Annotated in this window: 23 protein-coding genes and 1 riboswitch; of the genes, 5 read left to right on the forward strand and 18 right to left on the reverse strand. The window is 74.7% G+C overall.

Annotated features, from left to right (window positions below; all coding sequences use genetic code 11):
- Positions 1–27 precede the first annotated feature (27 nt).
- Positions 28–1,182, forward strand: a complete 1,155-nt coding sequence (locus ACFEMC_RS13980; RefSeq protein ID WP_380170194.1) for a P-loop NTPase — start codon at positions 28–30, stop codon at positions 1,180–1,182.
- A 27-nt stretch (positions 1,183–1,209) separates the two neighbouring features.
- Here the strand turns inward: ACFEMC_RS13980 and ACFEMC_RS13985 are convergent, their stop codons facing one another.
- The 4 genes from ACFEMC_RS13985 to sigE are packed head-to-tail and all read right to left on the reverse strand — an operon-like array spanning position 1,210 to position 4,342.
- On the reverse strand, positions 1,210–1,611 hold the full coding sequence (locus ACFEMC_RS13985) for a Sec-independent protein translocase TatB (protein WP_380170195.1): 402 nt from the start codon (positions 1,609–1,611) through the stop codon (positions 1,210–1,212).
- A 9-nt stretch (positions 1,612–1,620) separates the two neighbouring features.
- A complete protein-coding gene (locus ACFEMC_RS13990; RefSeq protein WP_380170196.1) occupies positions 1,621–3,018 on the reverse strand; it encodes a trypsin-like peptidase domain-containing protein in 1,398 nt (465 codons plus the stop codon).
- The gene (locus tag ACFEMC_RS13995; RefSeq protein ID WP_380170197.1) at positions 3,015–3,626 is read right to left on the reverse strand and encodes a hypothetical protein; all 612 of its coding nucleotides are present in this window, start codon (positions 3,624–3,626) and stop codon (positions 3,015–3,017) included. Before ACFEMC_RS13995 ends, ACFEMC_RS13990 begins: the two co-directional genes overlap by 4 nt.
- Complete coding sequence (sigE, locus tag ACFEMC_RS14000) at positions 3,623–4,342, reverse strand: RNA polymerase sigma factor SigE (protein WP_380170198.1); 720 nt, start codon at positions 4,340–4,342, stop codon at positions 3,623–3,625. The genes ACFEMC_RS13995 and sigE overlap by 4 nt, the downstream gene beginning before the upstream one ends.
- Positions 4,343–4,595: 253 nt before the next feature.
- Between sigE and ACFEMC_RS14005 the strand changes: the two genes are divergently transcribed.
- A complete protein-coding gene (locus ACFEMC_RS14005; protein ID WP_380170199.1) occupies positions 4,596–5,252 on the forward strand; it encodes an O-methyltransferase in 657 nt (218 codons plus the stop codon).
- A 9-nt stretch (positions 5,253–5,261) separates the two neighbouring features.
- On the opposite strand, the gene ACFEMC_RS14010 is transcribed toward ACFEMC_RS14005, so the two are convergent.
- The 7 genes from ACFEMC_RS14010 to dapE form a co-directional block, all read right to left on the reverse strand.
- A complete protein-coding gene (locus ACFEMC_RS14010) occupies positions 5,262–6,824 on the reverse strand; it encodes a leucyl aminopeptidase family protein (protein WP_380170200.1) in 1,563 nt (520 codons plus the stop codon).
- 103 nt (positions 6,825–6,927) lie between these two features.
- Positions 6,928–7,095 carry a DUF3117 domain-containing protein gene (locus ACFEMC_RS14015; protein WP_106210338.1) on the reverse strand — a complete coding sequence of 56 codons (168 nt, stop codon included), beginning with the start codon at positions 7,093–7,095 and terminating at the stop codon, positions 6,928–6,930.
- 156 nt (positions 7,096–7,251) lie between these two features.
- Entirely contained in the window at positions 7,252–8,493 is a 1,242-nt protein-coding gene (locus tag ACFEMC_RS14020) for a hypothetical protein (protein ID WP_380170201.1), read from the reverse strand.
- Complete coding sequence (locus ACFEMC_RS14025; protein WP_380170202.1) at positions 8,490–8,990, reverse strand: hypothetical protein; 501 nt, start codon at positions 8,988–8,990, stop codon at positions 8,490–8,492. The genes ACFEMC_RS14020 and ACFEMC_RS14025 overlap by 4 nt, the downstream gene beginning before the upstream one ends.
- Positions 8,991–8,995: 5 nt before the next feature.
- On the reverse strand, positions 8,996–9,277 hold the full coding sequence (locus ACFEMC_RS14030) for a DivIVA domain-containing protein (RefSeq protein ID WP_380170203.1): 282 nt from the start codon (positions 9,275–9,277) through the stop codon (positions 8,996–8,998).
- Positions 9,274–9,915, reverse strand: a complete 642-nt coding sequence (locus tag ACFEMC_RS14035; protein ID WP_380170204.1) for a TIGR00730 family Rossman fold protein — start codon at positions 9,913–9,915, stop codon at positions 9,274–9,276. The genes ACFEMC_RS14030 and ACFEMC_RS14035 overlap by 4 nt, the downstream gene beginning before the upstream one ends.
- Positions 9,912–11,072: a succinyl-diaminopimelate desuccinylase gene (gene dapE / locus ACFEMC_RS14040; protein WP_380170205.1), complete on the reverse strand. Its 1,161-nt coding sequence runs from the start codon at positions 11,070–11,072 to the stop codon at positions 9,912–9,914. The genes ACFEMC_RS14035 and dapE overlap by 4 nt, the downstream gene beginning before the upstream one ends.
- 43 nt (positions 11,073–11,115) lie before the next feature.
- On the opposite strand from dapE, the gene dapD reads away from it, so the two are divergent.
- The gene (dapD, locus tag ACFEMC_RS14045; protein ID WP_380170206.1) at positions 11,116–12,105 is read left to right on the forward strand and encodes a 2,3,4,5-tetrahydropyridine-2,6-dicarboxylate N-succinyltransferase; all 990 of its coding nucleotides are present in this window, start codon (positions 11,116–11,118) and stop codon (positions 12,103–12,105) included.
- Between the two features lies 1 nt (position 12,106).
- A complete protein-coding gene (locus ACFEMC_RS14050; RefSeq protein ID WP_380170207.1) occupies positions 12,107–13,045 on the forward strand; it encodes a hypothetical protein in 939 nt (312 codons plus the stop codon).
- Between the two features lie 10 nt (positions 13,046–13,055).
- On the opposite strand, the gene ACFEMC_RS14055 is transcribed toward ACFEMC_RS14050, so the two are convergent.
- From ACFEMC_RS14055 to fdxA, 3 genes are all read right to left on the reverse strand, one after another.
- The gene (locus ACFEMC_RS14055; protein ID WP_380170208.1) at positions 13,056–14,342 is read right to left on the reverse strand and encodes a citrate synthase; all 1,287 of its coding nucleotides are present in this window, start codon (positions 14,340–14,342) and stop codon (positions 13,056–13,058) included.
- 71 nt (positions 14,343–14,413) lie between these two features.
- Positions 14,414–15,595: a succinyldiaminopimelate transaminase gene (gene dapC / locus ACFEMC_RS14060; protein WP_380170209.1), complete on the reverse strand. Its 1,182-nt coding sequence runs from the start codon at positions 15,593–15,595 to the stop codon at positions 14,414–14,416.
- A gap of 1 nt (position 15,596) precedes the next feature.
- Positions 15,597–15,923: a ferredoxin gene (gene fdxA / locus ACFEMC_RS14065; protein ID WP_370440899.1), complete on the reverse strand. Its 327-nt coding sequence runs from the start codon at positions 15,921–15,923 to the stop codon at positions 15,597–15,599.
- A gap of 98 nt (positions 15,924–16,021) precedes the next feature.
- Here fdxA and ACFEMC_RS14070 point away from each other — a divergent pair, with 98 nt between their 5' ends.
- The gene (locus ACFEMC_RS14070) at positions 16,022–17,044 is read left to right on the forward strand and encodes a GNAT family N-acetyltransferase (RefSeq protein ID WP_380170210.1); all 1,023 of its coding nucleotides are present in this window, start codon (positions 16,022–16,024) and stop codon (positions 17,042–17,044) included.
- Between the two features lie 33 nt (positions 17,045–17,077).
- Here the strand turns inward: ACFEMC_RS14070 and ACFEMC_RS14075 are convergent, their stop codons facing one another.
- The 4 genes from ACFEMC_RS14075 to typA form a co-directional block, all read right to left on the reverse strand.
- Positions 17,078–18,340, reverse strand: coding sequence for an acyl-CoA dehydrogenase family protein (locus ACFEMC_RS14075; protein WP_380170211.1), 1,263 nt, complete (start codon positions 18,338–18,340; stop codon positions 17,078–17,080).
- 53 nt (positions 18,341–18,393) lie between these two features.
- A riboswitch (SAM riboswitch) is annotated at positions 18,394–18,505 on the reverse strand.
- A 203-nt stretch (positions 18,506–18,708) separates the two neighbouring features.
- Entirely contained in the window at positions 18,709–20,682 is a 1,974-nt protein-coding gene (locus ACFEMC_RS14080; RefSeq protein ID WP_380170212.1) for an AAA family ATPase, read from the reverse strand.
- 179 nt (positions 20,683–20,861) lie between these two features.
- Complete coding sequence (gene mshB, locus ACFEMC_RS14085) at positions 20,862–21,929, reverse strand: N-acetyl-1-D-myo-inositol-2-amino-2-deoxy-alpha-D-glucopyranoside deacetylase (RefSeq protein ID WP_380170213.1); 1,068 nt, start codon at positions 21,927–21,929, stop codon at positions 20,862–20,864.
- 365 nt (positions 21,930–22,294) lie between these two features.
- A complete protein-coding gene (gene typA / locus ACFEMC_RS14090; RefSeq protein ID WP_380170214.1) occupies positions 22,295–24,187 on the reverse strand; it encodes a translational GTPase TypA in 1,893 nt (630 codons plus the stop codon).
- Positions 24,188–24,250: the final 63 nt, after the last annotated feature.

Below are 24,250 nucleotides of genomic sequence, written 5' to 3' on the forward strand. Positions count from 1 at the left end.
GGTCAAGGCGCCACGTAGGCTGGCCCCATGTCCACCACCCCGCCCACGCCCGGTCCCCAGAGCGTGCGCGCGGAGGTCCTGCAGGCCCTGCGCACCGTCGACGACCCCGAACTGCACCGCCCCATCACCGACCTCGGGATGGTCGACGGCGTCGACGTCGACGAGGCCGGCCTCGTCGACGTCCGCATCCTGCTGACCACCGCCGGTTGCCCCATGCGCGACACGCTCACCCGGGAGGTCACCGCCGCCGTGCGGACGGTGGACGGCGCCCGCGGGGTCCGTGTGCACCTCGGGGAGATGAACACCGAGCAGCGCCGGGAGCTGACCGCGAAGGTGCGCGGCACCACGGGCGCGGCCCCCACCATCCCCTTCAACGACGCCGGCAACCTCACCCGCGTCTACGCGGTCGCCTCCGGCAAGGGTGGCGTCGGCAAGTCGAGCGTCACGGCGAACCTCGCGGCCGCCATGGCCGCCGACGGTCTGCGGGTCGGCCTCCTGGACGCCGACGTCCACGGCTTCTCGATCCCGCGCCTGCTCGACGTGAAGGGCACGCCGACCAAGGTCGAGGACATGATCATCCCGCCCGTGGCGCACGGCGTGCGGGTCATCTCGATCGGGATGTTCGTGCCGGGCAACCAGCCCGTCGCCTGGCGCGGGCCGATGCTGCACCGCGCGCTGCAGCAGTTCGCCTCCGAGGTGCACTGGGGCGACCTCGACGTGCTGCTCCTGGACCTGCCCCCGGGCACGGGCGACATCGCCATCAGCGTGGGCCAGTTGCTGCCGGGGGCCGAGGTCCTCGTCGTGACGACGCCGCAGGTCGCGGCCGCCGAGGTGGCCGAGCGCGCCGGGTCGGTGGCCTCGCAGACCGAGCAGCGCGTCGTCGGCGTGGTGGAGAACATGAGCTGGCTGGAGCTGCCGGACGGGCAGCGCCTGGAGGTCTTCGGCTCCGGCGGCGGTCAGGCCGTGGCGACGTCGCTGACGGAGCGCCTGGGGACGTCGGTGCCGCTGCTGGCGCAGGTCCCCATGGACGTCGTGCTGCGCGAGGGCGGGGACGCCGGGACCCCCGTCGTGCTGTCGCACCCGGACTCGCCGGCCGCGGTCGTGCTGCGCGACCTCGCGCGCACGCTGGCCCGGCGACCCCGCGGCCTCGCGGGTCGCCGGCTCGGTGTCAGCGTCGCCTGACCCCGGCGGGTCACCGGGGACGGGACGTCAGGTGGCGTCCTCGTCGTAGGGCGCCGGGGCGGCCTTGGCCGGCTCCGCCGACTTCTTCCCGAGGTCGACCCCGCCACCGGTGGCCGCACCGGACGTCGAGGCCTGCGTCGACTTCTTGACGACCGGTTCGTCGTCGTCGTCGTTCCAGGCCTCGGTCAGCGCCTCGCGGACGATGCGCCGGGGGTCGTACTGCCGCGGGTCCAGCTTCTGCCAGTCGATGTCGTCGAACTCGGGACCGAGTTCCTCGCGCATCTGGGCTTGAGCGCCCTTGGCGAAGCGACGCGCGGACTTGACCAGGCCTGCCAGTTGCTCGGCGTAGTGCGGAAGCCGCTCGGGACCGAGGACCACCAGCGCCACGACGAGGAGGACGAGGAACTCGCCCCCGTTGATGCCGAACACGGGGCGATCCTAACCGTCGGCTTCCAGCGTGACCGGCACGTCCACCGTCTCTCCACCTCTGCGGACGGACAGCGTCACCGTCTCGCCCGGTTCGCGGGCGCGGATGTCGACGATCAGCTCGGCCGGATCGGTGACCGGCCGGCCGTCGATGGCGAGCACGACGTCCCCGGGCTGCAGCCCCGCTCGGTCGCCGGGCCCGCCGGCCGTGACGGCGCCGGGCTGGTCCACGATGCGCACGCCCTGCCCCTGGTAGGTCCCGTCGAGGGAGACCTTGATGACGGGGTGGACGGCGCGACCGGTCTGGATGAGCTGCTCGGCGGTGCGCCGGGCCTGCTCGGACGGGATGGAGAACCCCAGCCCGATGCTGCCCGTCGGCGCCTGCCCCCCGGCACCGGGGAGCGCGGCGATGGCCGAGTTGATGCCGATCACCTCGCCGGCCGCGTTGAGCAGCGGCCCGCCGGAGTTCCCCGGGTTGATCGCGGCGTCGGTCTGGATGGCCTGGATGTAGGACGTCTCGTCCTGGGACTCCCCCGCCGTCACCGGCCGGTTCAGCGCCGAGACGATCCCCTCGGTCACGGTGCCCTGCAGGCCGAGCGGTGCCCCGACGGCGACGACCGGGTCGCCCACGACGACGCCGGAGGAGTCGCCGAAGGGCAGGGCGCGCAGGCCCGTCCGGTCCACGCGCACGACCGCGAGGTCGTAGGAGGAGTCCGCACCGACCACGCGGCCCCGGGCCTGCCGGCCGTCCTGGAAGACGACGACGATCCCGTCCGTGGCCGCACCGGCCACGACGTGGTTGTTGGTCAGGACGAAGCTGCCGCCGTCGGTGGGCGCGTCCAGCACGAAGCCGGACCCGGTGCCCGACCCCTGCGAGCCCTGCACCTGGAGGGCGACGACGCTCGGCAGCGCGGCGGCCGCGATGCCTGCGACGGACCCGGCGGGGCGCTGCGTCGACCCGGCCGACGGCGACGGCAGCGACACCCCGGGGTAGGTCCCGCCGGAGCCGTCGGACAGCTCGTCCTGCAGGAGACCACCGGCGACACCGCCGACGACCCCCAGCACGAGCACCAGCGACCCGGCACCGATCCAGCGCGCCGGGGACCGGCGAGAGCGCGGGGCCGGCGGCGGCCACGGCTCGGAGCCCGGCGCGGGGAGCAGACCGAAGGGTTCGGGCCGGGCGGCCTCCGGCACGGACGGACCGGCCCGGTACGGGTCGTACGGGGGCGGGAACGCGTCGTGGCCGGCGGGCTGCTGCGGACCGGCGGGCGCCTGGCCCCAGGGCTCGCTCGAGCGCCACGGTCCACCGGCGGACCGGCCGTCGTGACCGGGCGCCGCCCACGGGTCCTGACGACCGTCCCCGCCGCGACCGTCGTCCGGGCGCGGGGAGGAGCCGTGCCAATCGCTCACGGAGCGGTCGTCGTGGGGCTCGCGGTCGGCGTCGCCGCGCCGGAGGGCTGAACGCGGCTCACCGTTGCCGTCGCGGGCAGGACGGCCCCGGGCGTGAGGACGGCGGACGACGGCGTGGCCGACGGGGTCGTCCGCAGTTCGGCCACCGGGGCCTGACCGCCACCGGGCATCCCGCCCAGGACGAGGACCCCGGCGATGCCCGCTCCGAGGAGCGAGAACGTCCCGGCCAGCGCGGCCGCCACGGGACGGCGGCGCGCGCGCCGGAGGGCGCGCCCGGCCGGACCGCGCGAGGACCGCGACCGCACGGGGTCGGTGCGCGACGGCGGCGCGACCCCGACGACTGGACGGGCCGGGTTGGCCATGGGCGCGTCGCGCGGCGGGAGCGGACCGGAGGGACCCCCGATCTGCAGGAGCCGGACCAGGAGGTCCTCCGAGAGCTCCGGATCACCCAGGGCGTGCAGGCGCGCCCGGACCAGCCGTTCCGCCTCGAAGGCGTTCGAGCAGTCGGTGCACGACCGGACGTGGTCGTGGGCGCGCGCTTCGGCGTCCGTGGCGAGCCGCCCGTCGACGAGTGCGGTCACCCGCGCGCCGAGGTGCGGTCCGCTCACGGTCGCTCCTCGCCGTAGGCCAGCTGCGGGGCGGTGCCCGGGCGCGGGGCCCGGTGGGCGAGGGCGGCGCGCAGCTGGGCGCGGCCGCGGTGGATGCGCGAGCGCACCGTCCCCAGCTTCACGCCGAGCGTCGCCGCGATCTCCTCGTAGGACAGGCCCTCGATGTCGCACAGGACGACGACCGCCCGGAAGTCCGGCGGCAGCGCGTCCAGCGCGCGCTGCACGTCGTCGTCGAGGTTGCGGTGCTCGTAGGCACGCTCGGGGCCGATGTCGGTGCTGGCCAGCTTCTCGCCGGCGTCCTCGGCCAGGGCGTCGAAGCGGATGCGCTGCTTGCGGCGGACCTGGTCGAGGAACAGGTTCGTCGTGATGCGGTGCAGCCAGCCCTCGAACGTGCCGGGCTGGTAGTTCGACAGCGACCGGAAGACGCGGACGAAGACCTCCTGCGTGAGGTCCTCGGCGTCGTGCCGGTTGCCCGTGAGGCGGTAGGCGAGGCGGTAGACGCGCGCGGAGTGGTCGCGGACGACTTCCTCCCACGTCGGCGGGACCCAGGTCGAGGCCGCGACGGCCGGGGACAGCGTCGCAGGGTCTTCGACGTGCGGCAGTCCCGGCACCAGGGGCACCGGTCGACCGGCGGTGTCGCCGGTGTCGTCGCTCACGGGGTTCCTCCTGGAACGGGCGGGGAAGGGGGCCGCGAACGGCACCGCCAGTGCTCCCATGCTCTCCCACTCCCATCGTCTCGGCCAGTCACCGCCGGCAGGTCCAGCCGGTCGGCGTCGAAGGGTCCAACGGAGGTCTGACCTGCACGGTTCCCGGATCAGCCCCCGGACCCGCCGACCGGGTGAGCGGGCAGGACCTGCACAGGTCCTGCGCAGTCCCGGCACGGGCGGGACCCCGCCTCGAGACTGCCCTCACGGGGAGCCACGGCTCGGCCACCGGGGGTCACGGACGGCGGTGCTCTACAGTGCGCACGTGCCGACGCCCTCGTCTCGCCCGTCCAGCAAGCAGCCCGCCAGCTGGGCCTACGCCGAGCAGTTCGTCCCCGAGGACGAGGTGCTGCAGCGGGCCCGGGCGCGGGCCGCCGAGCTGGGCGTCGAAGCCGTCTCGCCCGGCGTCGCCGCCACCCTCACGGTGCTCGCCGCCGCCGCGCGCGCCCGCACCGTGGTCGAGGTCGGGACGGGCACCGGCGTGTCGCTGCTCAGCCTGCTGCGCGGCACGGGCGAGGACGGTGTGGTGACGACGATCGACCCCGACGGCGAGGCCCAGCGCGCCGCGCGCGAGGCGGTCACCGAGGACGGCATCCGCAGCAACCGCGCCCGCTTCATCAACGGCCGGGCCCTGGAGGTCCTGCCCCGCCTCACCGACGCCGCCTACGACCTCGTCCTGCTCGACGGCGACGAGCGCGAGAACAGCGCCTACCTCGAGCAGGCCCACCGGTTGCTGCGCGCGGGCGGTCTGCTCGTCGTCGACGACGCGCTGTGGAAGGGCCGGGTCACCGACCCCGCCGCGCGCGACGCCTCGACGGCCGCCCAGCGCGAGGTCGCCCGCGTCGTCCTGGAGGACGGCAACTGGTTCCCCACGCTGGTGCCCTCGGGCGACGGGCTGCTGCTCGCCGTCAAGAACGGCTGACGCGCACCCTCAGCGCGCCCCGGCTGCGACCGACGTCTCGAGCCACTCCAGCAGCAGGCGGGCGCCGTACCCCGTGGCGCCCTTCACGACCTCGTGCTCGGGCCCGTCGGCGCGCCCGGTGCCGGCGATGTCGAGGTGCACCCAGCGCCGACCGCCCGTGAAGGGACGCAGGAAGAGCGCCGCCACGATCGACCCGCCGCCGTGGCCGGGGGTGGTCGTCACCTGGCGGGCGTCGGCGACGTCGGAGTCCAGCGCGGAGACGTAGTCCTCCACGAGCGGCATGTGCCACACGCGCTCCCCCGACGCCGACGCCGCGGCCTCGAGCTGGGCGACGAGCTCGGCGTCGCCGGAGTAGAGGGCGGCGTGCCGCTTGCCGAGCCCCAGCGTCGCCGCGCCGGTCAGGGTCGCCACGTCGACGAGGACGTCGGGGCGCAGGACGGCGTCGGCGTAGGCCAGGGCGTCACCGAGCACGACCCGGCCCTCGGCGTCGGTGTTGTTGACCTCCGTCGTGCGGCCGCCGTACTGCGTCACCACGTCGCCGGGACGGTAGGCCGCGGCGCCGAAGGCGTTCTCCGCCAGGGCGAGCAGCCCCGTCACCTTGACGGGCAGCTTGAGCCGGGCCGCCGCGGCGACGACGGCCAGCACGGCGGCCGACCCGGCCATGTCCGTCTTCATGGCGACCATCGACTCGCGCGGCTTGATGCCCAGCCCGCCCGTGTCGTACGTGATGCCCTTGCCGACGAGCACGACGTGCGGGGCGTCGGGCCGGGCACGCGGGGTCCAGCCGACCTGCACCAGGGCCGGGGAGGACGCCGACCCCGCACCGACGGCGAGCAGCCCGCCGAACCCCTCGCGGCGCAGCCGGTCCTCGTCGCGCACCTCGACCTTCAGCCGCAGGCCGGCCGCGACCTCGAGGGCCTGGGCCGTCATCCACTGCGGGTCCTTGAGGTTGGAGGGCGTGGCGGCGAGGTCCCGCGTCAGGACCGTCGCCCCGGCGCTCACCTCGGCGTGCCGGACGTCGGCCGTGTCGACGGCCCCGAGCAGCAGCAGGCGCCGGGGGGCCGGGGCGGTCGCGGCGCGGCGGCCGCTGACCGGCGGGACGTAGGAGGCGAGGAGGAACCCCTCGACGAAGGCGCGCGCACCCGCGCTGCCGACCCCGTCGGCGAGCGTCGTGGCGACGTCGCCCGGGGCGCTGCCGACGGCGCGGGCCAGGGCGGCCCCGCTGCGGCGCAGGGCGGTCGGCGAGGAGTCGCCGACGCCGACCACGAGGAGGCGGCGCGGGCTGCCCTCAGGCGCGGGCACCGGCAGGCGCGTCGTCTGCGCGGCGCGACCGGTGAACCCCTCGGCGGTGCACGCGGCGGCCAGGTCGATCCCGTACCGGACGGCGGCGTCGGCGGCGCCGGGACGCGGCTGGAGCGGGGCGTCGGCGCCCTGCCCCGCGGCGACCGGGACGGCCAGGACGTCGAAGCCCGCGAGGTCCGCCCCGAGGACACCCCCGCGGCGCACCTCGACGGTGGGCGGGGTCCAGCGGCGCAGGTCCGGGGCGGCGGCGGTCACGGTCTCGGTGCTCACAGGGGTTCCTGACTCTCGCGGGCGGGCGCGGGGGCGCGGTGCGGACTGCTGGGGAGACGGGTCGGGGCGGGTACCCGTTCCGGTACCCGCCCCGTTCCGTCCCTCAGCCCACGACCGAGGTGATGGCCTCCCCGAGGGCCTTGGCCTCGTCGGGCGTCATCTCCACCACGAGCCGGCCACCACCCTCCAGCGGCATCCGCAGGACGATGCCACGTCCTTCCTTGGTGACCTCCAGCGGACCGTCCCCGGTCCTCGGCTTCATGGCCGCCATCGGCGTGCTCCCTCTCGTCGTCGCGTGCGCGCGCCACCCGCGGCCGGGTGCCGCGGACAGCGTGTTGACGTACATCATCCCCCACCGGACCGGTCCGACGGGCGCAGGGGCTCGCCGGACGATCACCGGCAGGTCACGGTGAGGGGTGCACCCCGGTCACGGTGGCCAGTCCGCAGGGGGCGAGAAGCGCCACAACCAGGCGACCCAGACGACCTGCAGCGCCAGGCAGCAGACCACCCAGCCCGTGATCGGGACGCGCCGGCCCGGGCGCAGCGCGACGAGCGCCCCGAGGGGGAAGAGGAAGACCAGGTAGCGGAACAGGCTGGTGAACGGGTCGAGCACGAGCAGCAGGTACCCGACGTAGGCCAGGCACCAGGCGCACAGCTCCGGCCCGAGCGCGCGGGTGCGCCGCGACAGCAGCCAGGCGGCGTAGGCGGCGACGGCGGCCACGAGGACGAGGGGCCCGAGGGGACCGAGGACGTACTGCGAGATCCCCCACCAGGGCTTGAGCGGGACGACCTCCCCGCCCGCGCGCCAGGCGCCCATCGTCGCCGTGTAGGCGTCCGGCTGGCCCGTGAGCTGCCAGGCCGTGAACGGCCACAGCAGCCCCGCCGTGCCGGAGGCGGCGAGCAGGCCCAGGCCGCGCAGGGCCTCGCGACCGCCGAGGACGGTGCCCGCCCGGTGGCCGGCCCAGGCGCGCAGCCCCAGGTGCACCACGACGACCACGGACAGCGGGACGGCGACGGGCCGCGTCAGCCCCAGCAGCAGCGCGAGCAGGGCCGCCGGCAGGTGGCGGCCGCGCTGCAGGCAGAGCAGGAACGCCACGAGCAGGGCGAGGGCGGGGCCCTCGGTGTAGGGCACCTGGTAGACGAGCGAGGGCGGGGTGACGCAGAACAGGACCGCGGCGCTCCAGGCCCCGCGACGGGCCAGGGTGGCGCTCACCCGGGCGCTCAGCGTCCGGCGCAGCAGCGCCTCGACGCCCACGGCGGCCGCCGCCCCCGCCACGAGCGAGACCAGCGCCCCCGCGGCGCCGAAGGACAGCCCCGTCGCCATGAGCAGCCGTGCCAGCAGCGGGGCCACGGGGTAGAACGCGAGCGCCGACTGCTGCGGGTCGCCGGCCTGACCGAGCGGGACCGCGCCGGGGTAGCCCTGCGTCGCGATCTTCTCGTACCAGGTGGCGTCCCAGAGCCCCAGCATGTCGCCGTAGCCCGGGTTCGCCGGGGTCCACGTGCTCTCGGGCTGGAAGCGGGCGACCTCGGCGAGGACGACGGCCGAGAACAGCCGCGCCGCCGCGTAGACGGCCAGGACGCGCACGGCCACGGGCAGCCGCAGCCAGCGCAGCAGCAGGCGGCTGCGCAGCCCCAGCCGCAGACCGCCCGAGGCGTCGACCGCCGTCACGACGGACCGCGCAAGTCGTCCGAGGCGGTCCGCAGCACCGCCTCGAAGGCGAGCTTGCCGACGATCCCCGGGACGGGTCCGCCCAGGGCTGCGAGCCGGGCCAGCCAGCGCGGCCGGACGAGGATCCGCTCCGTCCAGTCCACGCGCACGCGCCCGGACCCGGCGGGGGCGACGACGATGTCGACGTCGCCGCCGAAGACGTCGCCGGTCTTGACGACGCGCACCCGGCCGACCGCGCCCGGCCCCTCGGTCGCGTCCGGGGGGACGCGCTCGACCACCTCCATGGCGTCGACGAGGACGAACGGCCCGAACGTCGTCGTCCCGACGAACCGCTCGCCCACGGTGGCCACGGGGCTGTCCTGCGCCCGGGCGACGACCGTCGCCGGAACCCACGCCGTCTGCCGCGGCCAGTCGGTGACGACGTCGAAGACGTGCTTGACGCGACCGGTGACGACCGCGGACGCCGTGAACTCCACGACCCGTCCCCTGGTGGGCACCCCGCTCACTCCTCGGCCGTCCGCCACGCCGCCAGTTCCTCGTCCCGTTCGCGGATCTCCTCGCGCAACCGGTCCAGCACCGCGTCGACCTCGTCCATGCGGTACCCGCGCAAGCCCAGGGAGAACCGCACGGCGTCCACGTCCGAGGCCACCACGGGCCCCTCGGGCAGGCCGCGGTGGGGCCGCGTGGACGTGGCCGGGCCGAGCCCGCCACCGACGCGGCCGGTGACGACGGCCACGACCGCGCCGACGGCCAGCAGCACGAGGACGAGCAGGAACAGGGTCACGACGCGGGTCCCCCGTCCACGGGCCCGGTCTCCCCGTCGGTCGGGAAGACGGCGAACGACCCGACGATCTCCGAGCTCGGGAGCGACACCCGTTCCCGCGGAGCGCGTTCGAGGTGGTCGAGGGCCTCTTCCACGTCCTCGGTCCAGCAGATGCAGTCGAAGACCAGCGGCCGCGCGAACCCGGAGTCGACGAGCGTCTCCAGCCACGCCTTGAGCCCGGCGTAGTGCCCCGCGCTGTCCAGGACGGCCAGGGGCTTGGTGTGCAGGCCGATGGTGCGGGCGACCCAGATCTCGAAGAGCTCCTCGAGCGTCCCGAGCCCCCCGGGCAGGACGATGAACGCGTCGGCGCGGGCGTCCATCTCCGCCTTGCGCTCGCGCATGTCGCCCGTGACGACGAGTTCGCCCAGACCGTCGGGCGGCAGTTCCAGGTCCATCAGGGCCTGCGGCATGACACCGGTCGTGCGGGCGCCGGCCGCCCGGGCGGCGGCCTCGGCCGCCCCCATGACCGACGTGCCGCCCCCGCCGTAGACGAGGTCGTGGCCGCGTTCGCCGATGCGGCGCCCGACGGTGGCGGCCAGGTCGACGTGCGCGGGGTCGATGCCGCCGGAGGCGCTGCCGTACAGGCAGATCGTGCTCACCGGGCGCCGTCCAGCAGCCAGCCCGAGAGGACCTCCAGGCACTGCTCGACCTCGACGGTGCGGCACCGCTCGTCGTCGGCGTGGGCCGTCGCGTTGTCCCCGGGTCCGTAGTTCACGGCCGGCACGCCGAGGGCCGAGAAGCGCGCGACGTCCGTCCAGCCGTACTTGGGGAGCGGGGTCGTGCCCGTGCGGGCCACGAAGTCGGCGGCGGCCGGCAGGTGCAGCCCCGGCCGGGCGCCCTCGGCGACGTCGGTGACCTCGACGGTGAACCCGTCGAAGACCTCGCGCACGTGCGCCTCGGCGCCGGCCGCGTCCAGCGACGGCGCGAACCGGTAGTTCACCGTGACCGTGCAGCGGTCGGGGATGACGTTGCCCGCGATGCCGCCGCTGACCAGGACGGCGTTGAGCGCCTCGCGGAACACCAGGCCCTCGACGTCGACCTCCCGCGGCGCGTACGCGGCCAGTCGCGCCAGGACGGGCGCGGCGTCGTGGATGGCGTTGTGCCCGCGCCAGGGCCGCGCCGAGTGCGCGGCCTTGCCGGTCGTCGTCACCTCGGCGCGCAGCGTCCCGTTGCACCCGCCCTCGACGACGGCCGAGGACGGTTCGAGCAGGACGGCGAAGTCCGCGGCGAGCAGCTCCGGGTGGTTCCGGGCGAGCCGGCCCAGGCCGTTGCGCGCGGCCTCGACCTCCTCGTGGTCGTAGAACACGAACGTCACGTCGCGGGCGAGGTCCTCCCCCGCGGCGGCCACGCGGCGGGCGAGCGCGAGTTGGACGCCGACGCCGCCCTTCATGTCGCACGTGCCGCGCCCGACGAGGACGTCGCCGTCGACGGGGTGCTGCTCGCGCCGCACCGGCAGGTTCGGCGGGTCGGTGAGCGGCACGGTGTCGAGGTGGCCGGCGAGCAGGACGCGCTCGGAGCGGCCCAGCGTCGTGCGGGCCACGACGGCGTCCCCGTCGCGCGTGACCTCCACCCCAGCGAGGGCGGTGAGCGCGGCCTCGACGGCGTCCGCCAGGGCACGCTCGTCCCCGCTGACCGAGGGGATGTCGCAGACGCGCCGCACCAGCTCGACGACGTCGAGGGCCGGATCACCCAGGACGTCGCTGAGGTCCGTGGCCGGACCGGACGCGGTGGGCGGGGCGGAGGTGGGGACGCTCACGCGCCTCACCCTAGCCAGGGGCCCCGCTTGTAGGGTCAGGCGCGTGAGCGAGCCGAGCACCCCGTCCTCCCAGACCAGCCCCGAGCAGAGCCGTCGGGCGTGGGGCCACGGCCTCGCGACGTACGCCGAGGACGGCACCGTGCTCGACGTCTGGTTCCCCTTCCCCGGGCTGGGGCCCGCGCCGACGACGAGCTCCTACGGCGTGCCGGCCGAGCTGGCCTCGCTGGAGACCGACGACATCCACCGCCGCACCAAGCAGCGCGTCCTGACGGTCGACGTCGACCTCGACGCGGCCCCGGCCGACACCGCCGACGCGTACCTGCGGCTGCACCTGCTCTCCCACCGGCTCGTCGCCCCGCACGGCGCGAACCTCGACGGGATCTTCGGCGTCCTGGCCAACGTGGTGTGGACGAACCACGGGCCCTGCGCGGTGGCCGACTTCGAGCGGGTCCGGCTGGCGCTGCGGGCGAACGTCGGCCCGGTCACCGTGTTCGGCATCGACAAGTTCCCGCGCATGACCGACTACGTGACGCCCACGGGCGTGCGCATCGCCGACGCCGACCGCGTCCGCCTCGGCGCGCACCTCGCGGCCGGGACGACGGTCATGCACGAGGGCTTCGTGAACTTCAACGCCGGCACCACGGGCACGTCGATGGTCGAGGGCCGCATCTCCGCGGGCGTCGTCGTCGGCGACGGGTCCGACGTCGGCGGCGGGGCCTCGATCATGGGGACGCTGTCGGGCGGCGGCAAGCAGGTCGTCAGCATCGGCGAGCGGACGCTGCTGGGCGCGAACTCCGGCACCGGCATCAGCCTCGGCGACGACTGCGTCGTGGAGGCCGGCACGTACATCACGGCCGGGACGAAGGTCAGCCTCCTGGGCGAGGACGGCACCGTGCAGCAGACCGTCTCGGCGCGCACGCTGTCGGGGTCGGACGGACTGCTGTTCCGCCGCAACTCCCAGACCGGTCAGGTCGAGGCACTGCCGCGCAAGGGCGTCCGGGTCGAGCTGAACCCCGCGCTGCACGCCAACTGAGGTGGCCGGCACCCCACCCCGCTCCCGTTCGCGTCGCCCCTCCCCCGGCGTCCGGCACACCCGCCGGCTGCGGTTGGTGACGGCGCTCGTGGCGACGGGGGTCGTCGTCGCGGGCGGCGTCGTGTGGCTGACGCGCGACCCGGAGGCGCCCGTCGTCGTGGAGCGCTGCCGCGCGAGCGTCGACGGCGAGTCGACGTCCATGTCCCCCGAGCAGGCCGCGAACGCCGCGACGGTCGTCGGGATCGCCGTCCGGCGGGGGCTGCCCGCGCGGGCCGCGACGATCGGGATCGCGACGATCGTGCAGGAGTCGGGGATGCGCAACCTCGACCACGGCGACCGCGACTCCCTCGGCCTGTTCCAGCAGCGACCGTCGCAGGGGTGGGGTTCCCCGGAGCAGGTGCAGGACCCGGTGTACGCGACGAACGCCTTCTACGACGCCCTGGTCAAGGTCGAGGGGTACCGGGACCTCCCCGTCACCGACGCGGCGCAACGCGTGCAGCGCAGCGGTTTCCCCCTCGCGTACGGCGACCACGAACCGGAGGCGCGGCTCGTCGCGTCGGCCCTGACCGGGTACACCCCGGGCGGTTTCACCTGCCACCTGCGCCCGGCGCCGGTGTCGCAGGAGTCCGGGGACGACGTGGAACTCGCCCCGGCGGCGCAGCGCTTCGCCGACGCCGCCGGCACCCAGGTGACGACGTCGGCGCCGGAGGTGGTCGCGGGGACGCGCGGGCGGGCGGTGCAGTACACGCTCGCCGGGGACGACCCGGCCCGCCTGGCCTGGGCGGTCGCCGCCTGGTCCGTGGCCAGCGCCTCGGTCTACGACGTGACCGAGGTCAGCGTCGAGGGTTCGCGCTGGTCGCGCGAGGAGTCCGGGCGCGGCTGGACGAGCGCCGCCACCGGGGTCCCCCGGGGCGGCGTCCAGGTGCGCCTGGGCGCGTGAGCCCGCCGGGTCAGCGCGACCCGAGCGGCACGTAGTCGCGCGCGCCCTCGCCGACGTACACCTGGCGGGGGCGACCGATCTTCGTGGCCGGGTCGTTGATCATCTCGCGCCACTGCGCGATCCAGCCGGGCAGGCGGCCGAGCGCGAAGAGGACGGTGAACATCTTCGTCGGGAAACCCATCGCCTTGTAGATGATGCCCGTGTAGAAGTCCACGTTCGGGTACAGCTTGCGCTCGATGAAGTACTCGTCGTTCAGCGCGATCTCCTCGAGCCGCATGGCGATGTCGAGCAGTTCGTCGCGCTTGCCGAGCTTGGACAGGACCTCGTCCGCGGTCTTCTTCACGATGGCGGCGCGCGGGTCGTAGTTCTTGTACACCCGGTGGCCGAAGCCCATCAGGCGCACGCCCTTCTCCTTGTTCTTGACCTTGGTCATGAACGTGTCGACGTCGTCGTCGGAGTTCTTGATGGTCTCGAGCATGTCGAGGACGGCCGAGTTCGCCCCGCCGTGCAGCGGACCGGACAGCGCGTGGATGCCGGCCGAGACGGAGGCGAAGAGGTTGGCCTGCCCGGAACCGACGAGCCGCACCGTGGAGGTCGAGCAGTTCTGCTCGTGGTCGGCGTGCAGGATGAGGAGCTGGTCGAGGGCGCGCACGAGGACCGGGTCGAGCTCGTAGTCCTCGGCCGGGTTCCCGAACGCGAGCCGGGTGAAGTTCTCCACCAGGCCGAGCCGGTTGTCCGGGTAGAGCAGCGGCTGGCCGAGGGACTTGCGGTGCGCGTACGCCGCGATCGTCGGCAGCTTGGCCAGCAGCCGGACGGTGGACAGCTCGACCTGCTCGGCGTCGAACGGGTTGAGGGAGTTCGGGTAGAACGTCGACAGCGCGCTGACGGCGCTGGACAGGACGGGCATCGGGTGCGCGTCGCGGGGGAAGCCGTCGAAGAACCGCTTGAGGTCCTCGTGCAGCAGCGTGTGGCGCTGGATGCGGGCCGTGAAGTCGGCCAGCTCGGACTCCGACGGCAGGTGCCCGTGGATCAGCAGGAAGCTCGTCTCGACGAACGTCGACCCCTCGGCCAGCTGCTCGATGGGGTACCCGCGGTAGCGCAGGATCCCCTCGTCACCGTCGATGTAGGTGATCGAGCTGGCGCACGAGGCGGTGTTCGTGAAGCCCGCGTCGAGGGTGACCAGCCCGGTCTCCTTCAGCAGGCTGCCGATGCCGAAGCCGGCGGCGCCCTCGGTGGCAGGGGACACGGGGAGGTCCAGTTCCCCACCGGCGTGCTTCAGCGTCACGGAGTCAGCCATGTCGCGACCGTACCCGCCCGGATCGTCCACCCGCGACACAGGTCCGCCACCGGTGGACGACGGGCGGACGGTCACGCCAGGTCGGCCAGCCGGTCCCCCACGCGGGCCACGCGTTCGTCGGTCGCCGTGAGGGCCACGCGGACGTGCCGCGCCCCGGGGGGACCGTAGAAGTCACCGGGGGCGACGAGGATCCCGCGGTCGGCCAGCAGGTCGACCGTCGTGCGCGCCGGCTCGTCCCGGGTGCTCCACAGGTACAGCCCGGCCTCGCTGGCGTCGATGCGGAAACCCGCGCCCTGCAACGCCTTCCGCAGCACCTCACGGCGCCCGCGGTAGACCTCGCGCTGCGCCGCGACGTGCTCGTCGTCGCTGAGGGCGGCCTGCAGGGCCACCTGGACGGGCCACGGGACGATCATCCCGGCGTGCTTGCGCACCTCCAGGAGCTCGGCGACCAGGACGGGATCGCCGGCCAGGAACGCTGCCCGGTACCCCGCGAGGTTGGACTGCTTCGACGTCGAGTAGGCGACGAGGAGTCCGGTGTGATCGTTCCCACACACGCGCGGGTCCAGGACGGAGGCGACGAGCCCCCCGGCCGTCGTGTCGTGGGCCTTCGACCAGCCCAGCTCGGCGTAGCACTCGTCGGAGGCCACGACGACGTCGTGCTCGCGCGCCCACGCCACCAGGGCCGCCAGCTCCGCGACCGTGCGGACGGCGCCGGTCGGGTTCGACGGGGAGTTCAGCCACAGCAGCCGGATGCGCGCGCCGGCGTCCCAGGCGGCCTGCAGCTCCTCGACGGTGTCGGCGCCCAGCGGGGTCGCACGGGCCAGCCGGGCCCCCACGTCGTACGTCGGGTAGGCCACCGCGGGGTGGGCGACGGTGTCGCCCGCGCCCAGGCCCAGCAGGAACGGCAGCCACGCCACCAGCTCCTTGGAGCCGACGGTGGGCAGGACGCCGTCCGGGTCGAGACCGGGGACGCCGCGGCGGCGGGCGAACCAGGCGGCGACGGCCTCGCGCAGGGGCGCCGTGCCGTGGGTCTGCGGGTAGCCGGGGGCGTCGGCGGCCGAGCGCAGGGCGTCGGCGACCACGGCGGGGGTCGGGTCGACGGGGGTGCCGACGGAGAGGTCGACGATCCCGTCGGGGTGGGCCAGGGCGCGGGCCTTGGCGCCCGCGAGGGAGTCCCAGGGGAAGTCCGGGAGTGACGCGCCGACCCGGCCGCGGGCCCCGGTCGCCGGCTCGTGGCGGGTCGGCACGCTCACGTCAGTGGCCCTCGGCCTGCGGGGGCAGCGCGGTGACGACCGCGTGGTCGGCGTCGATGACGCCCATCTTGGCGGCGCCGCCGGGCGAGCCGACGGTGTCGAAGAACTCGACGTTGGCCGCCGTGAAGGCCGACCACTGCTCGGGGACGTCGTCCTCGTAGTAGATGGCCTCGACGGGGCAGACCGGCTCACAGGCACCGCAGTCGACGCACTCGTCCGGGTGGATGTAGAGCGACCGCTTGCCCTCGTAGATGCAGTCCACGGGGCACTCTTCGATGCAGGCCTTGTCCTTGACGTCGACGCAGGGTTGCGCGATGACGTAGGTCACGGGATGTCCTCCTCCTCCGGCGGGCGGGCGGCCGGGACGCCCTCCGTAGTATCGCCGACGCCTGCGGCACACCGCACACGCACCACCCCGGGAGAGCAGTGACCGACCCCACCGACCCCACCGACCCCACGCCCACGGGGCTCGTGCGCCCGCTGACCGTCGGCGGGCGCGTGGTCGTGCGCCACCGGTTGCCGGACGGCTCGGCCACCGACGCCCTCGGGGACCTGCTGGCCGCCGACGAGCGGTCGCTGCGCATCGGCACACGGCGCGGGGAGGTCGTCGTGGCCCGCGCGGACGTCCTGGCCGCCAAGCCCGTGCCGCCACCGCCGGCGCGCAAGGGCCCGCCGCACACCGCGATCGGCACCGAGGACCTCGAACGCGTCATGGCCGAGCACTGGCGGCCGCTGGAACGCGTCGACCTCGGCGGCTGGCGCCTGCGCGCGAGCGAGGGGTTCACCGGCCGGGCCAACTCCGCCCTGGCCCTCGGGGACCCGGGCCTGCCGCTGCACGAGGCGGTCGCCGCCGTCGTGGACTTCCACACCTCCCGCGGGCTGCAGCCGCTCGTCGCGGTCGCCCACCCCGACGACGGGCTGGGCGAGGGCACCCCGCTCGTCGACCTGCTGAGCGCCACCGGGTGGACCGTCCGCACGCCGACGGTCGTGCTGACCTCGGCGACCGACGACCTGCCCGGCGCCGCGGAGGTCCCGCTGCCCCACGGCCTGCGCGTCGAGACGGCCACCGAGCCGGACGACGCCTGGCTGGAGCGGTACCACTACCAGGGGCTGCCGTCGGTGCCGCCGGCCGGCCGCCGGATCCTCGTCTCGGCCGACGAGCAGCTGTTCGTGCGGGTCCTGGACGGTGGGGCGACCGTGGCGATCGCGCGCGGGTCCCTGTCCCCCGGCTGGGCCGGTGTGACGGCCGTGGAGACGCTGCCCTCGCACCGGCGCCGCGGCCTCGGCCGGCGGGTGCTGGCCGAGGTCGCGGACTGGGCGCGCTCGCGCGGCGCCGTGTCGACGTACCTGCAGGTGCAGGGCGACAACGCGGCGGCGCGGGCGCTGTACGCGGGGGTCGGGTTCACCGTCCACCACGCCTACCACTACCGGGTCGCCCCGCAGCGCTGACGTCGGGGCTGACGTCGGCGCCGACGAGGTGGCCTACCGGCCCGACTCCTGCGACCGCACCGCGGCGGCGTCCACGGAGGCGTGCGTGCCGATGTCCCAGACGAAGGGCGGCTCGGTGCCGTTGACCGACCAGTCGCCCACGATCCGCTGCTTGTAGATCACGGGGTTGTGCGAGGCGACCGTGCGCGCGTTGCGCCAGTGCCGGTCGAGGTCCTTGGCCCGGGAGGTGCCGGAGGCGCCGAGCGTGTTGAAGAGCAGCGTCGCGGCGCGCGGGACGGACTCCGACAGCACGACCTGGGCCTGCGCCGTGCGGATCTCGGCCAGCACGTTGGCCTCGCGGTCGGCGTCCGTGCCGGGCAGGTGGGCGGTGTCGGCCGCGCCCTGGACGGCCTGCGCCGCAGCCCGGACGAGCGCCCGCGCGGTGAAGGCGGTCGAGGAGATCTCCCCGACGACCGACAGGACCTGGGCGTCGTGGCGCACGAGGGGGGCCAGTCCGTGGGTGTAGCTGCGGGTGCGGCCGCGCACCTGCGCGCCGGTGTCGCGCTCGACGGCGGCGGCGGTGCCCGCCTGCACCGCGAGCAGGACGAGCTGGTAGAGCGCCGTCTGGTAGCGGAACCGGTCGGTGAACGGGGCGACGTCGCTGGGGTCGACCTCGACGTCGTCCAGGACGAGGGTGCCCGTGCCGGTGAGCTGCTGGCCGAAGCCGTCCCAGTCGTCGGAGACGCTCGCGCCCTCGGCGTGGACCGGCACGAGCACGGTGACGGTCTCGAAGGTGCCGTCGGGCAGTTCGCGGCGGGCCGTGGCGTCGGTCCAGTCCGCGAAGATCGTGCCCGTCGTGTAGTACTTGCGGCCGCTGACGCTGGTGCGCCCGTCGCGGGTGGTCACGACCGTCTGCTGCTGGCCCGTGACGCCGTCCCCGACCTCGCTCCACGCGTTGCCGACGAGCTCGCCGGCGACGATGCGCTCGACCCAGCGCGTGCGGTACTCCCCCGGCGGCAGGCTCAGCACCTGCTCCACCCAGGCGATGTGCCCGCGGAACACCTGCGGCAGAGCGGAGTCCGCGGCGGCCAGGTCGACGAGGAGGTCGGCGAACTCGACGAGGTCCAGCCCCTCCCCGCCCTCGGCGACGGGCACCCGCAGCCGGCCGAACCCGGCCTGCAGGAGGTCGCGCACCTGCTCGCGCGGCAGCTCGTGGTCCTGCTCGCGGGCGACGACGCCCTCGGCGAAGCGGGCCAGGAGCGGGGCGAAGCGCTCTGCGGGGGACTGGGTGGTGGCGGGCAGCGTGTCGCTGGTCAACGGGTTCTCCTCGGTCGCGGCGGGCCCGGGCGGGGGGCCGGCGGCGCGGGGACCGTTCGTCCTTACCCGTGCCGGAGCACCAGGGTCAGGTCGTCACCCGGGGCACCCCACGACGAGGAGGGTTGCCGGCCAGCGAGCCGGGGCTTCGCGCTGGCGCTCATGACCTGGGAGCAGGAAACCAGAACCGGCCGCCCCGGTTCAAGGCGGACGGCCGAACGGGAGCGGTGCACCCCAGCCCCCCGGGGTGCCCCGCTCCCGTGCCCACTCGCGACGACCGCCCCCCGGAGCCAGCCCCCCGGCTCCGGTGCCGTCGCGAGGTCCTGCGTCGCGACCGGGACTCCCCTCCGGGTCCCGGTCGCGACGAGCCGTCAGACCCGCCGGTCGGCGGGGTCGCGCAGGTCGATGACCCGCTGCGGGGCGGCCGACGCGTGCTCGGCCTGTGCGGCCTCCAGCACGTCGGTGATCTCGTGGCCGATGAGCTCGTGCCGCGCCAGCAGCGCGTCGCGCAGCGCCTCGACGAGGTGGCGGTGCCGGCCGAGCAGCTCGCGGACGGCCTCCTTCTGCTCGCGCAGCAGGCTCTCCACCAGGCGGCGGCCCTCGGAGTCGCCCAGGACGCGGGAGACGAGGTTGCCGTCGGCGAAGGCGCCCTGCTGGACGGCGGCGAAGGACACGAGGGTGCCCGCCATCCCCGCGGAGCCGACCATCTGCGCGGCGACGGACGTCGCCGACTGCAGGTCGCCGGCCGGGCCGGTGGAGACGTCGCCGAAGAACAGCTCCTCGGCCACCTGCCCACCGAAGGCGATCCTGATCATCCCGGCCAGCTCGGTGCGCGAGCGGGTGTAGACGTCCTCCGCGTCGCCGTGGGCGAGCAGCCCGAGGGCGCTGGCGCGCTTGACGATCGTGAGGATCTCCAGGCGCCGCTGGGGCGCGACGAGCCACGCGACGGCGGCGTGCCCGGCCTCGTGGGTCGCGATGAGGCGCGCCTCGTGGTCGGTGTACGCGACCGGCTGGCCGAGCCCCACCTCGGTGACGAGCCGGGCGTGCTCGACGTCGGCCCAGCTCATGCCGTCACCGCCGCGGCGGACCGCGTTGACGAGGGCCTCGTCGAGCAGGTTCTCGATCATCACCGGCGAGTAGCCGTTGGTGATGCCCGCCAGGGCGTCGCGCCGCTCGGCCTCGTCGAGGGGTGCCTCGTGGGCCTTGCGGGCCAGGAAGTGGTCGACGAGCTGACGGCGACCGGCCTTGTCCGGCAGACCGAAGGTCATGCGGCGGTCGAACCGGCCGGGCCGCAGCAGGGCCGGGTCCAGGGCGTCGGCGCGGTTGGTCGCGGCGATGATGAGGACCTCGACGGGTTCACCGACGGGACGCTGGAGCCGGCGCTCGGCGGGCAGGAACCGGTTGAGCGTGTCGACGAACCAGCCGTGCAGGCGCTCGGACGTCGTGGGCTCGTCGAAGGACTGCATCTGGACGAGCAGCTCGTTGACGACGCCGCTGGCGCCCTCGCTGGAAGCGAGGCGTTCGGTCTGCAGCGCAGCGTGTCCCGTCGCGGGAGCGGTGCCCGGCAGGGACATGGGCAGGTTGGTGAGGCCACCGCAGCCCATGACGCTCGCGGTCGTGGCGGCGGTCATCGAGCTCATGCCGCCGCGGGCACCGGCGATCGCGTCGATCTCCTCGATGAACCCGATGGCGCCGCCCTCGCGGCGGGCGGCCTTGCGCAGGGCCTTGAAGTAGGAGCGCACCTTGCGGGCCGTCGCGCCGTACCACATGGACTGGAAGCTGGTCGCGGAGACGAAGAGGAACGGGACGCCCGCCTCGCGCGCCATGGCCTTGGCCATGTGCGTCTTGCCCGTGCCCGGCGAGCCCTCGAAGAGGAGGCCGCGGCGCGGACGGCCGCCCATGCGGCTGCGGAAGGTGCGCGAGCCGAGGAAGAGGTCGAGGCTGCGCTCGACGTCCTCCTTGACGGGGTCCAGGCCCTTGACGTCGTCGAGGGAGACGTCGATCTGCTCGGGCCGGTACACGACGTGCGGCGAGCGCCCGGAGACGAGGGTCTGGCCGAGCATCAGCGCGATCATGAAGGCGAAGAAGACGCCGATCATGAGGTACAGGGGGTCGACGGCCGGCAAGGCCGGGACGAGGGACCCGCCGGTGGCCAAGCGGACGTCGACGACGAGCAGCACCGCGAGCACGACGAGCAGCAGCGTCTGGGTGCGGCGGCGGCGGTTGCGCTCGCGCTGCCGTCCGACGTCGGCGCTGTCGCGGCCGACGCGGGGTGCGCCGGGTCGGTCGGACCGCTCGGACGCGGACGTGCGCCGGGCGTCGGGGGCGCGCAGGACGTGGGCCACGGGCCGCTCCTCCTCGGATCCCGTCCGGCGGGTTCCGGACGTGGGTCCAGCCAACCCCGGCCCCTCACGCACGGCCACCCACCGTGACGCGTTCGGACGATCGCGTTCACCCGCCCGGAGCAACGGAACGTGTCGAACCGATCACCCGGCGCACGACGCCGCGGTGTGCTACCGCCGCCTCACTCCGCGGGGGCGACGCCGGCGAACAGGTCCGTCTCCCGACCGTCGGCGTCGAACGGCCCCGAGGCCACGCCGTGCCGCAGGCGGAAGTGCTCGGTCGGCCAGACCGGTTGCGGCACACCGTTGGACAGGCGCATCACGGGGACGTCGGCGTCGAGGTCGAGCTCGACCTGGGTGGCGTGGGCGCGCAGCGCGGCGAGCTTGGCGGGCAGCTGTCCCGTGCCGTCGACCACCGTCGTGACCTCCCCGTCGGGCACGACGACGCTCGGCAGCGTCCCGTCGGGGTCCCCGGCGCCCGCGGCCCCGGTCTCGGCGAGGGCGCGCAACGCCACCCGGACGGCCGACTCGGGCTGGACGATCTCGTAGACCTTGGCGACCTGCCACGGCACCGTCCCGTCGTGCTGGTCACCCGCCGCCAGCACGAGGGCGCGCACGGTGGCCTCGTGCACCCGGACGTGGTCGGGGTGGCCGTACCCGCCCCCCGGTTCGTAGGTGACCACCACCTGCGGACGCACCTCGCGCACGACGGCCGCGATCTGCGCCGCGACCTCCTCGGGGTCGGCCGCCGTCAGCGCCCGCGGGTCGACCTCACCGCCGTCGACCGTCGTGGAAGCCGCCTGCCCCGGTGCGAGCCACACCATCCCCGAGTCCCGGTAGCCCGAGCCGTCGGGGCGCGTCAGGAAGCGGTGGTCCGTGACGCCGAGGGCTTCCATCGCCGTCGCCAGCTCGTGCGTGCGGTGCTCACCCAGGGCGTCGGGGTCCAGGTGCGCGAGCTCGGCCGGGATGACCTCCCCCAGCTCCCCGCGGGTGGCCGTCAGGAGCGTGACGGTGGCCCCCGCCTCGGCGTAGCGGGCCATCGTGGCGCCGGTGCCGATCGTCTCGTCGTCGGGGTGGGCGTGGACGAGGAGGACGCGGCGCGGCTGGTCCAGGCTCTCCATGGCCGCGAGCGCCTCGGGGTCCAGCTCCCCCAGAGCGTCCTCGACGACGTCGGCCGCGATCTCCAGCGGGTCGCTCCCAGCCACCGCCGCCCCGGCGTCGTCGGGCCGTTCGGGAGGAGTCGTCGTCATGCGCCCATCCTCCCCTCGACCGCGCGCGCCCGCGATCACACCCGCCGCCCGGGCCGCGCGCGCCCGGTCCCACGGCCGCACCCACGGCTGCAGCGACGTGGGACCGGCCGTGGGACCGGTGGCGACGTCGTCCCAGCGATCGCCGCGCCGGTCCCACGGTGCACTCACACGGGACCAGGCACGGGACCGGGCGTGGAAACACCCGTGGGTGCCCTCTCGACGTCGTCAGGGCGACGTCGAGAGGACACTCACGGCTCACCCCACGTCGGTGTCCCGACGGGTGTCCTCCGACCGCACGGCCCCACCGAACGCGCAGAGCCCCGCGAGCACGAGGGCTCGCGGGGCTCTGCGGGGACGTCAGGGCGTCAGCTGCGCTTGGCCTTGGACGTGGCGCGGGCGCGCTGGGTCTGGTCCAGCTCGACCTTGCGGATGCGCACGGCCTCCGGCGTCACCTCGACGCACTCGTCCTCGCGGCAGAACTCCAGGCACTGCTCGAGGGACAGGTGGCGCGGCGGGATGAGGCGCTCGAACTCGTCGGACGTCGACGAGCGCATGTTGGTGAGCTTCTTCTCCTTGGTGATGTTGACGTCCATGTCGTCGGCGCGGGAGTTCTCGCCGACGATCATGCCCTCGTACACCTCGGAGGTGGGCTCGATGAACATCTGCCCGCGCTCCTGCAGGTTCGTCATCGCGAACGCGGTGGCGACACCGGCGCGGTCGGCGACGAGCGAGCCGGACTGGCGCGTGCGGATCTCCCCGGCCCAGTGGTCGTACTGCGCGAACAGCGCGTGCGCGATGCCGGTGCCGCGGGTGTCGGTGAGGAACTCGGTCCGGAACCCGATGAGGCCGCGGGAGGGGACGTAGAACTCCATGCGCACCCAGCCGGTGCCGTGGTTCGTCATCGTCTCCATGCGGCCCTTGCGCGCGGCGAGGAGCTGCGTGATCGGCCCGAGGTACTCCTCGGGGGAGTCGATCGTCAGGTTCTCGAAGGGCTCGAGCGTCTTGCCGTTCTCGTCCTTGCGCAGGACGACCTGCGGCTTGCCGACGGTCAGCTCGTAGCCCTCGCGGCGCATCTGCTCGACGAGGATCGCCAGCGCGAGCTCACCGCGGCCCTGGACCTCCCAGGCGTCGGGGCGCTCGGTGGGCAGGACGCGGATGGACACGTTGCCGACGAGCTCGGACTCCAGGCGGTCCTTGACCAGGCGCGCGGTGACCTTCGAGCCCTTCACCCGGCCGGCCAGCGGCGAGGTGTTGGTGCCGATGACCATCGAGATGGCGGGCTCGTCGACGGTGATGAGCGGCAGCGGACGCGGGTCCTCGGCGTCGGCGAGGGTCTCGCCGATGGTGATGCCCTCGATGCCGGCGACGGCGACGATGTCGCCGGGGCCGGCCTTCTCCCCGGGCACGCGGCTGACGGCCTCGGTGACCAGCAGCTCCGTGATGCGCACGCGCTCGATGCTGCCGTCGTGCTTGCACCACGCGACGGTCTGGCCCTTGACGAGCTCGCCGGAGAAGACGCGCAGCAGCGCCAGGCGGCCGAGGAACGGGGAGGCGTCGAGGTTGGTGACGTGCGCCTGCAGCGGCGTCTCGGGGTCGTACGTCGGCGCCGGGATGGTGTCCAGGATCGTCTGGAACAGCGGGACGAGGTCCTCGGAGTCCGGCAGGCCGCCGTCCTCGGGCTGGTTCAGCGAGGCGCGGCCGTTCTTCGCCGAGGCGTAGACCACGGGGACCTCGAGCAGCTTGTCGGCGTCGATGCCCTCGACGTCGGCGGCCAGGTCGAGGAGGAGGTCGTACGTCTCCTCCACGACGGCGGCGATGCGCGCGTCGGGGCGGTCGACCTTGTTGACGAGGATCACGACGGGCATGCCGGCCGCGAGCGCCTTGCGCAGCACGAAGCGGGTCTGCGGCAGCGGGCCCTCGGAGGCGTCGACGAGCAGGACGACGCCGTCGACCATCGACAGGCCGCGCTCGACCTCACCGCCGAAGTCGGCGTGGCCGGGGGTGTCGATGATGTTGATGGTCATGCCGCCCTCGGGAGCACCGGGGCCGGAGTACCGGACCGAGGTGTTCTTCGCGAGGATGGTGATGCCCTTCTCGCGCTCGAGGTCACCCGAGTCCATGACGCGGTCGGCGACGTCGGAGCCCGCGCGGAACGCGCCGGACTGCCAGAGCATCGCGTCGACGAGCGTCGTCTTGCCGTGGTCGACGTGGGCGACGATCGCGACGTTGCGCAGGTCCTCGCGGGTGCTCAGGGGCATCAGGTTCTCGATCCGCTTCTCGTGGTGTGGTCGTCGGCTCCGCGACGGGCTCCACCCCGCTGC

The sequence above is a fragment of the Kineococcus sp. DHX-1 genome, assembly GCF_042473625.1.
In the GTDB taxonomy this organism is placed as follows: domain Bacteria; phylum Actinomycetota; class Actinomycetes; order Actinomycetales; family Kineococcaceae; genus Kineococcus.

Bases quoted from the DNA above. Each gene is read 5' to 3' on its own strand.
- ACFEMC_RS14015 (WP_106210338.1), bottom strand. From the start codon at position 7,095: ATGGCGGCCATGAAGCCGAGGACCGGGGACGGTCCGCTGGAGGTCACC.
- sigE (WP_380170198.1), bottom strand. From the start codon at position 4,342: ATGGGAGCACTGGCGGTGCCGTTCGCGGCCCCCTTCCCCGCCCGTTCC.
- mshB (WP_380170213.1), bottom strand. From the start codon at position 21,929: ATGACGACGACTCCTCCCGAACGGCCCGACGACGCCGGGGCGGCGGTG.
- ACFEMC_RS14055 (WP_380170208.1), bottom strand. From the start codon at position 14,342: ATGGCTGACTCCGTGACGCTGAAGCACGCCGGTGGGGAACTGGACCTC.
- ACFEMC_RS13980 (WP_380170194.1), top strand. From the start codon at position 28: ATGTCCACCACCCCGCCCACGCCCGGTCCCCAGAGCGTGCGCGCGGAG.
- typA (WP_380170214.1), bottom strand. From the start codon at position 24,187: ATGCCCCTGAGCACCCGCGAGGACCTGCGCAACGTCGCGATCGTCGCC.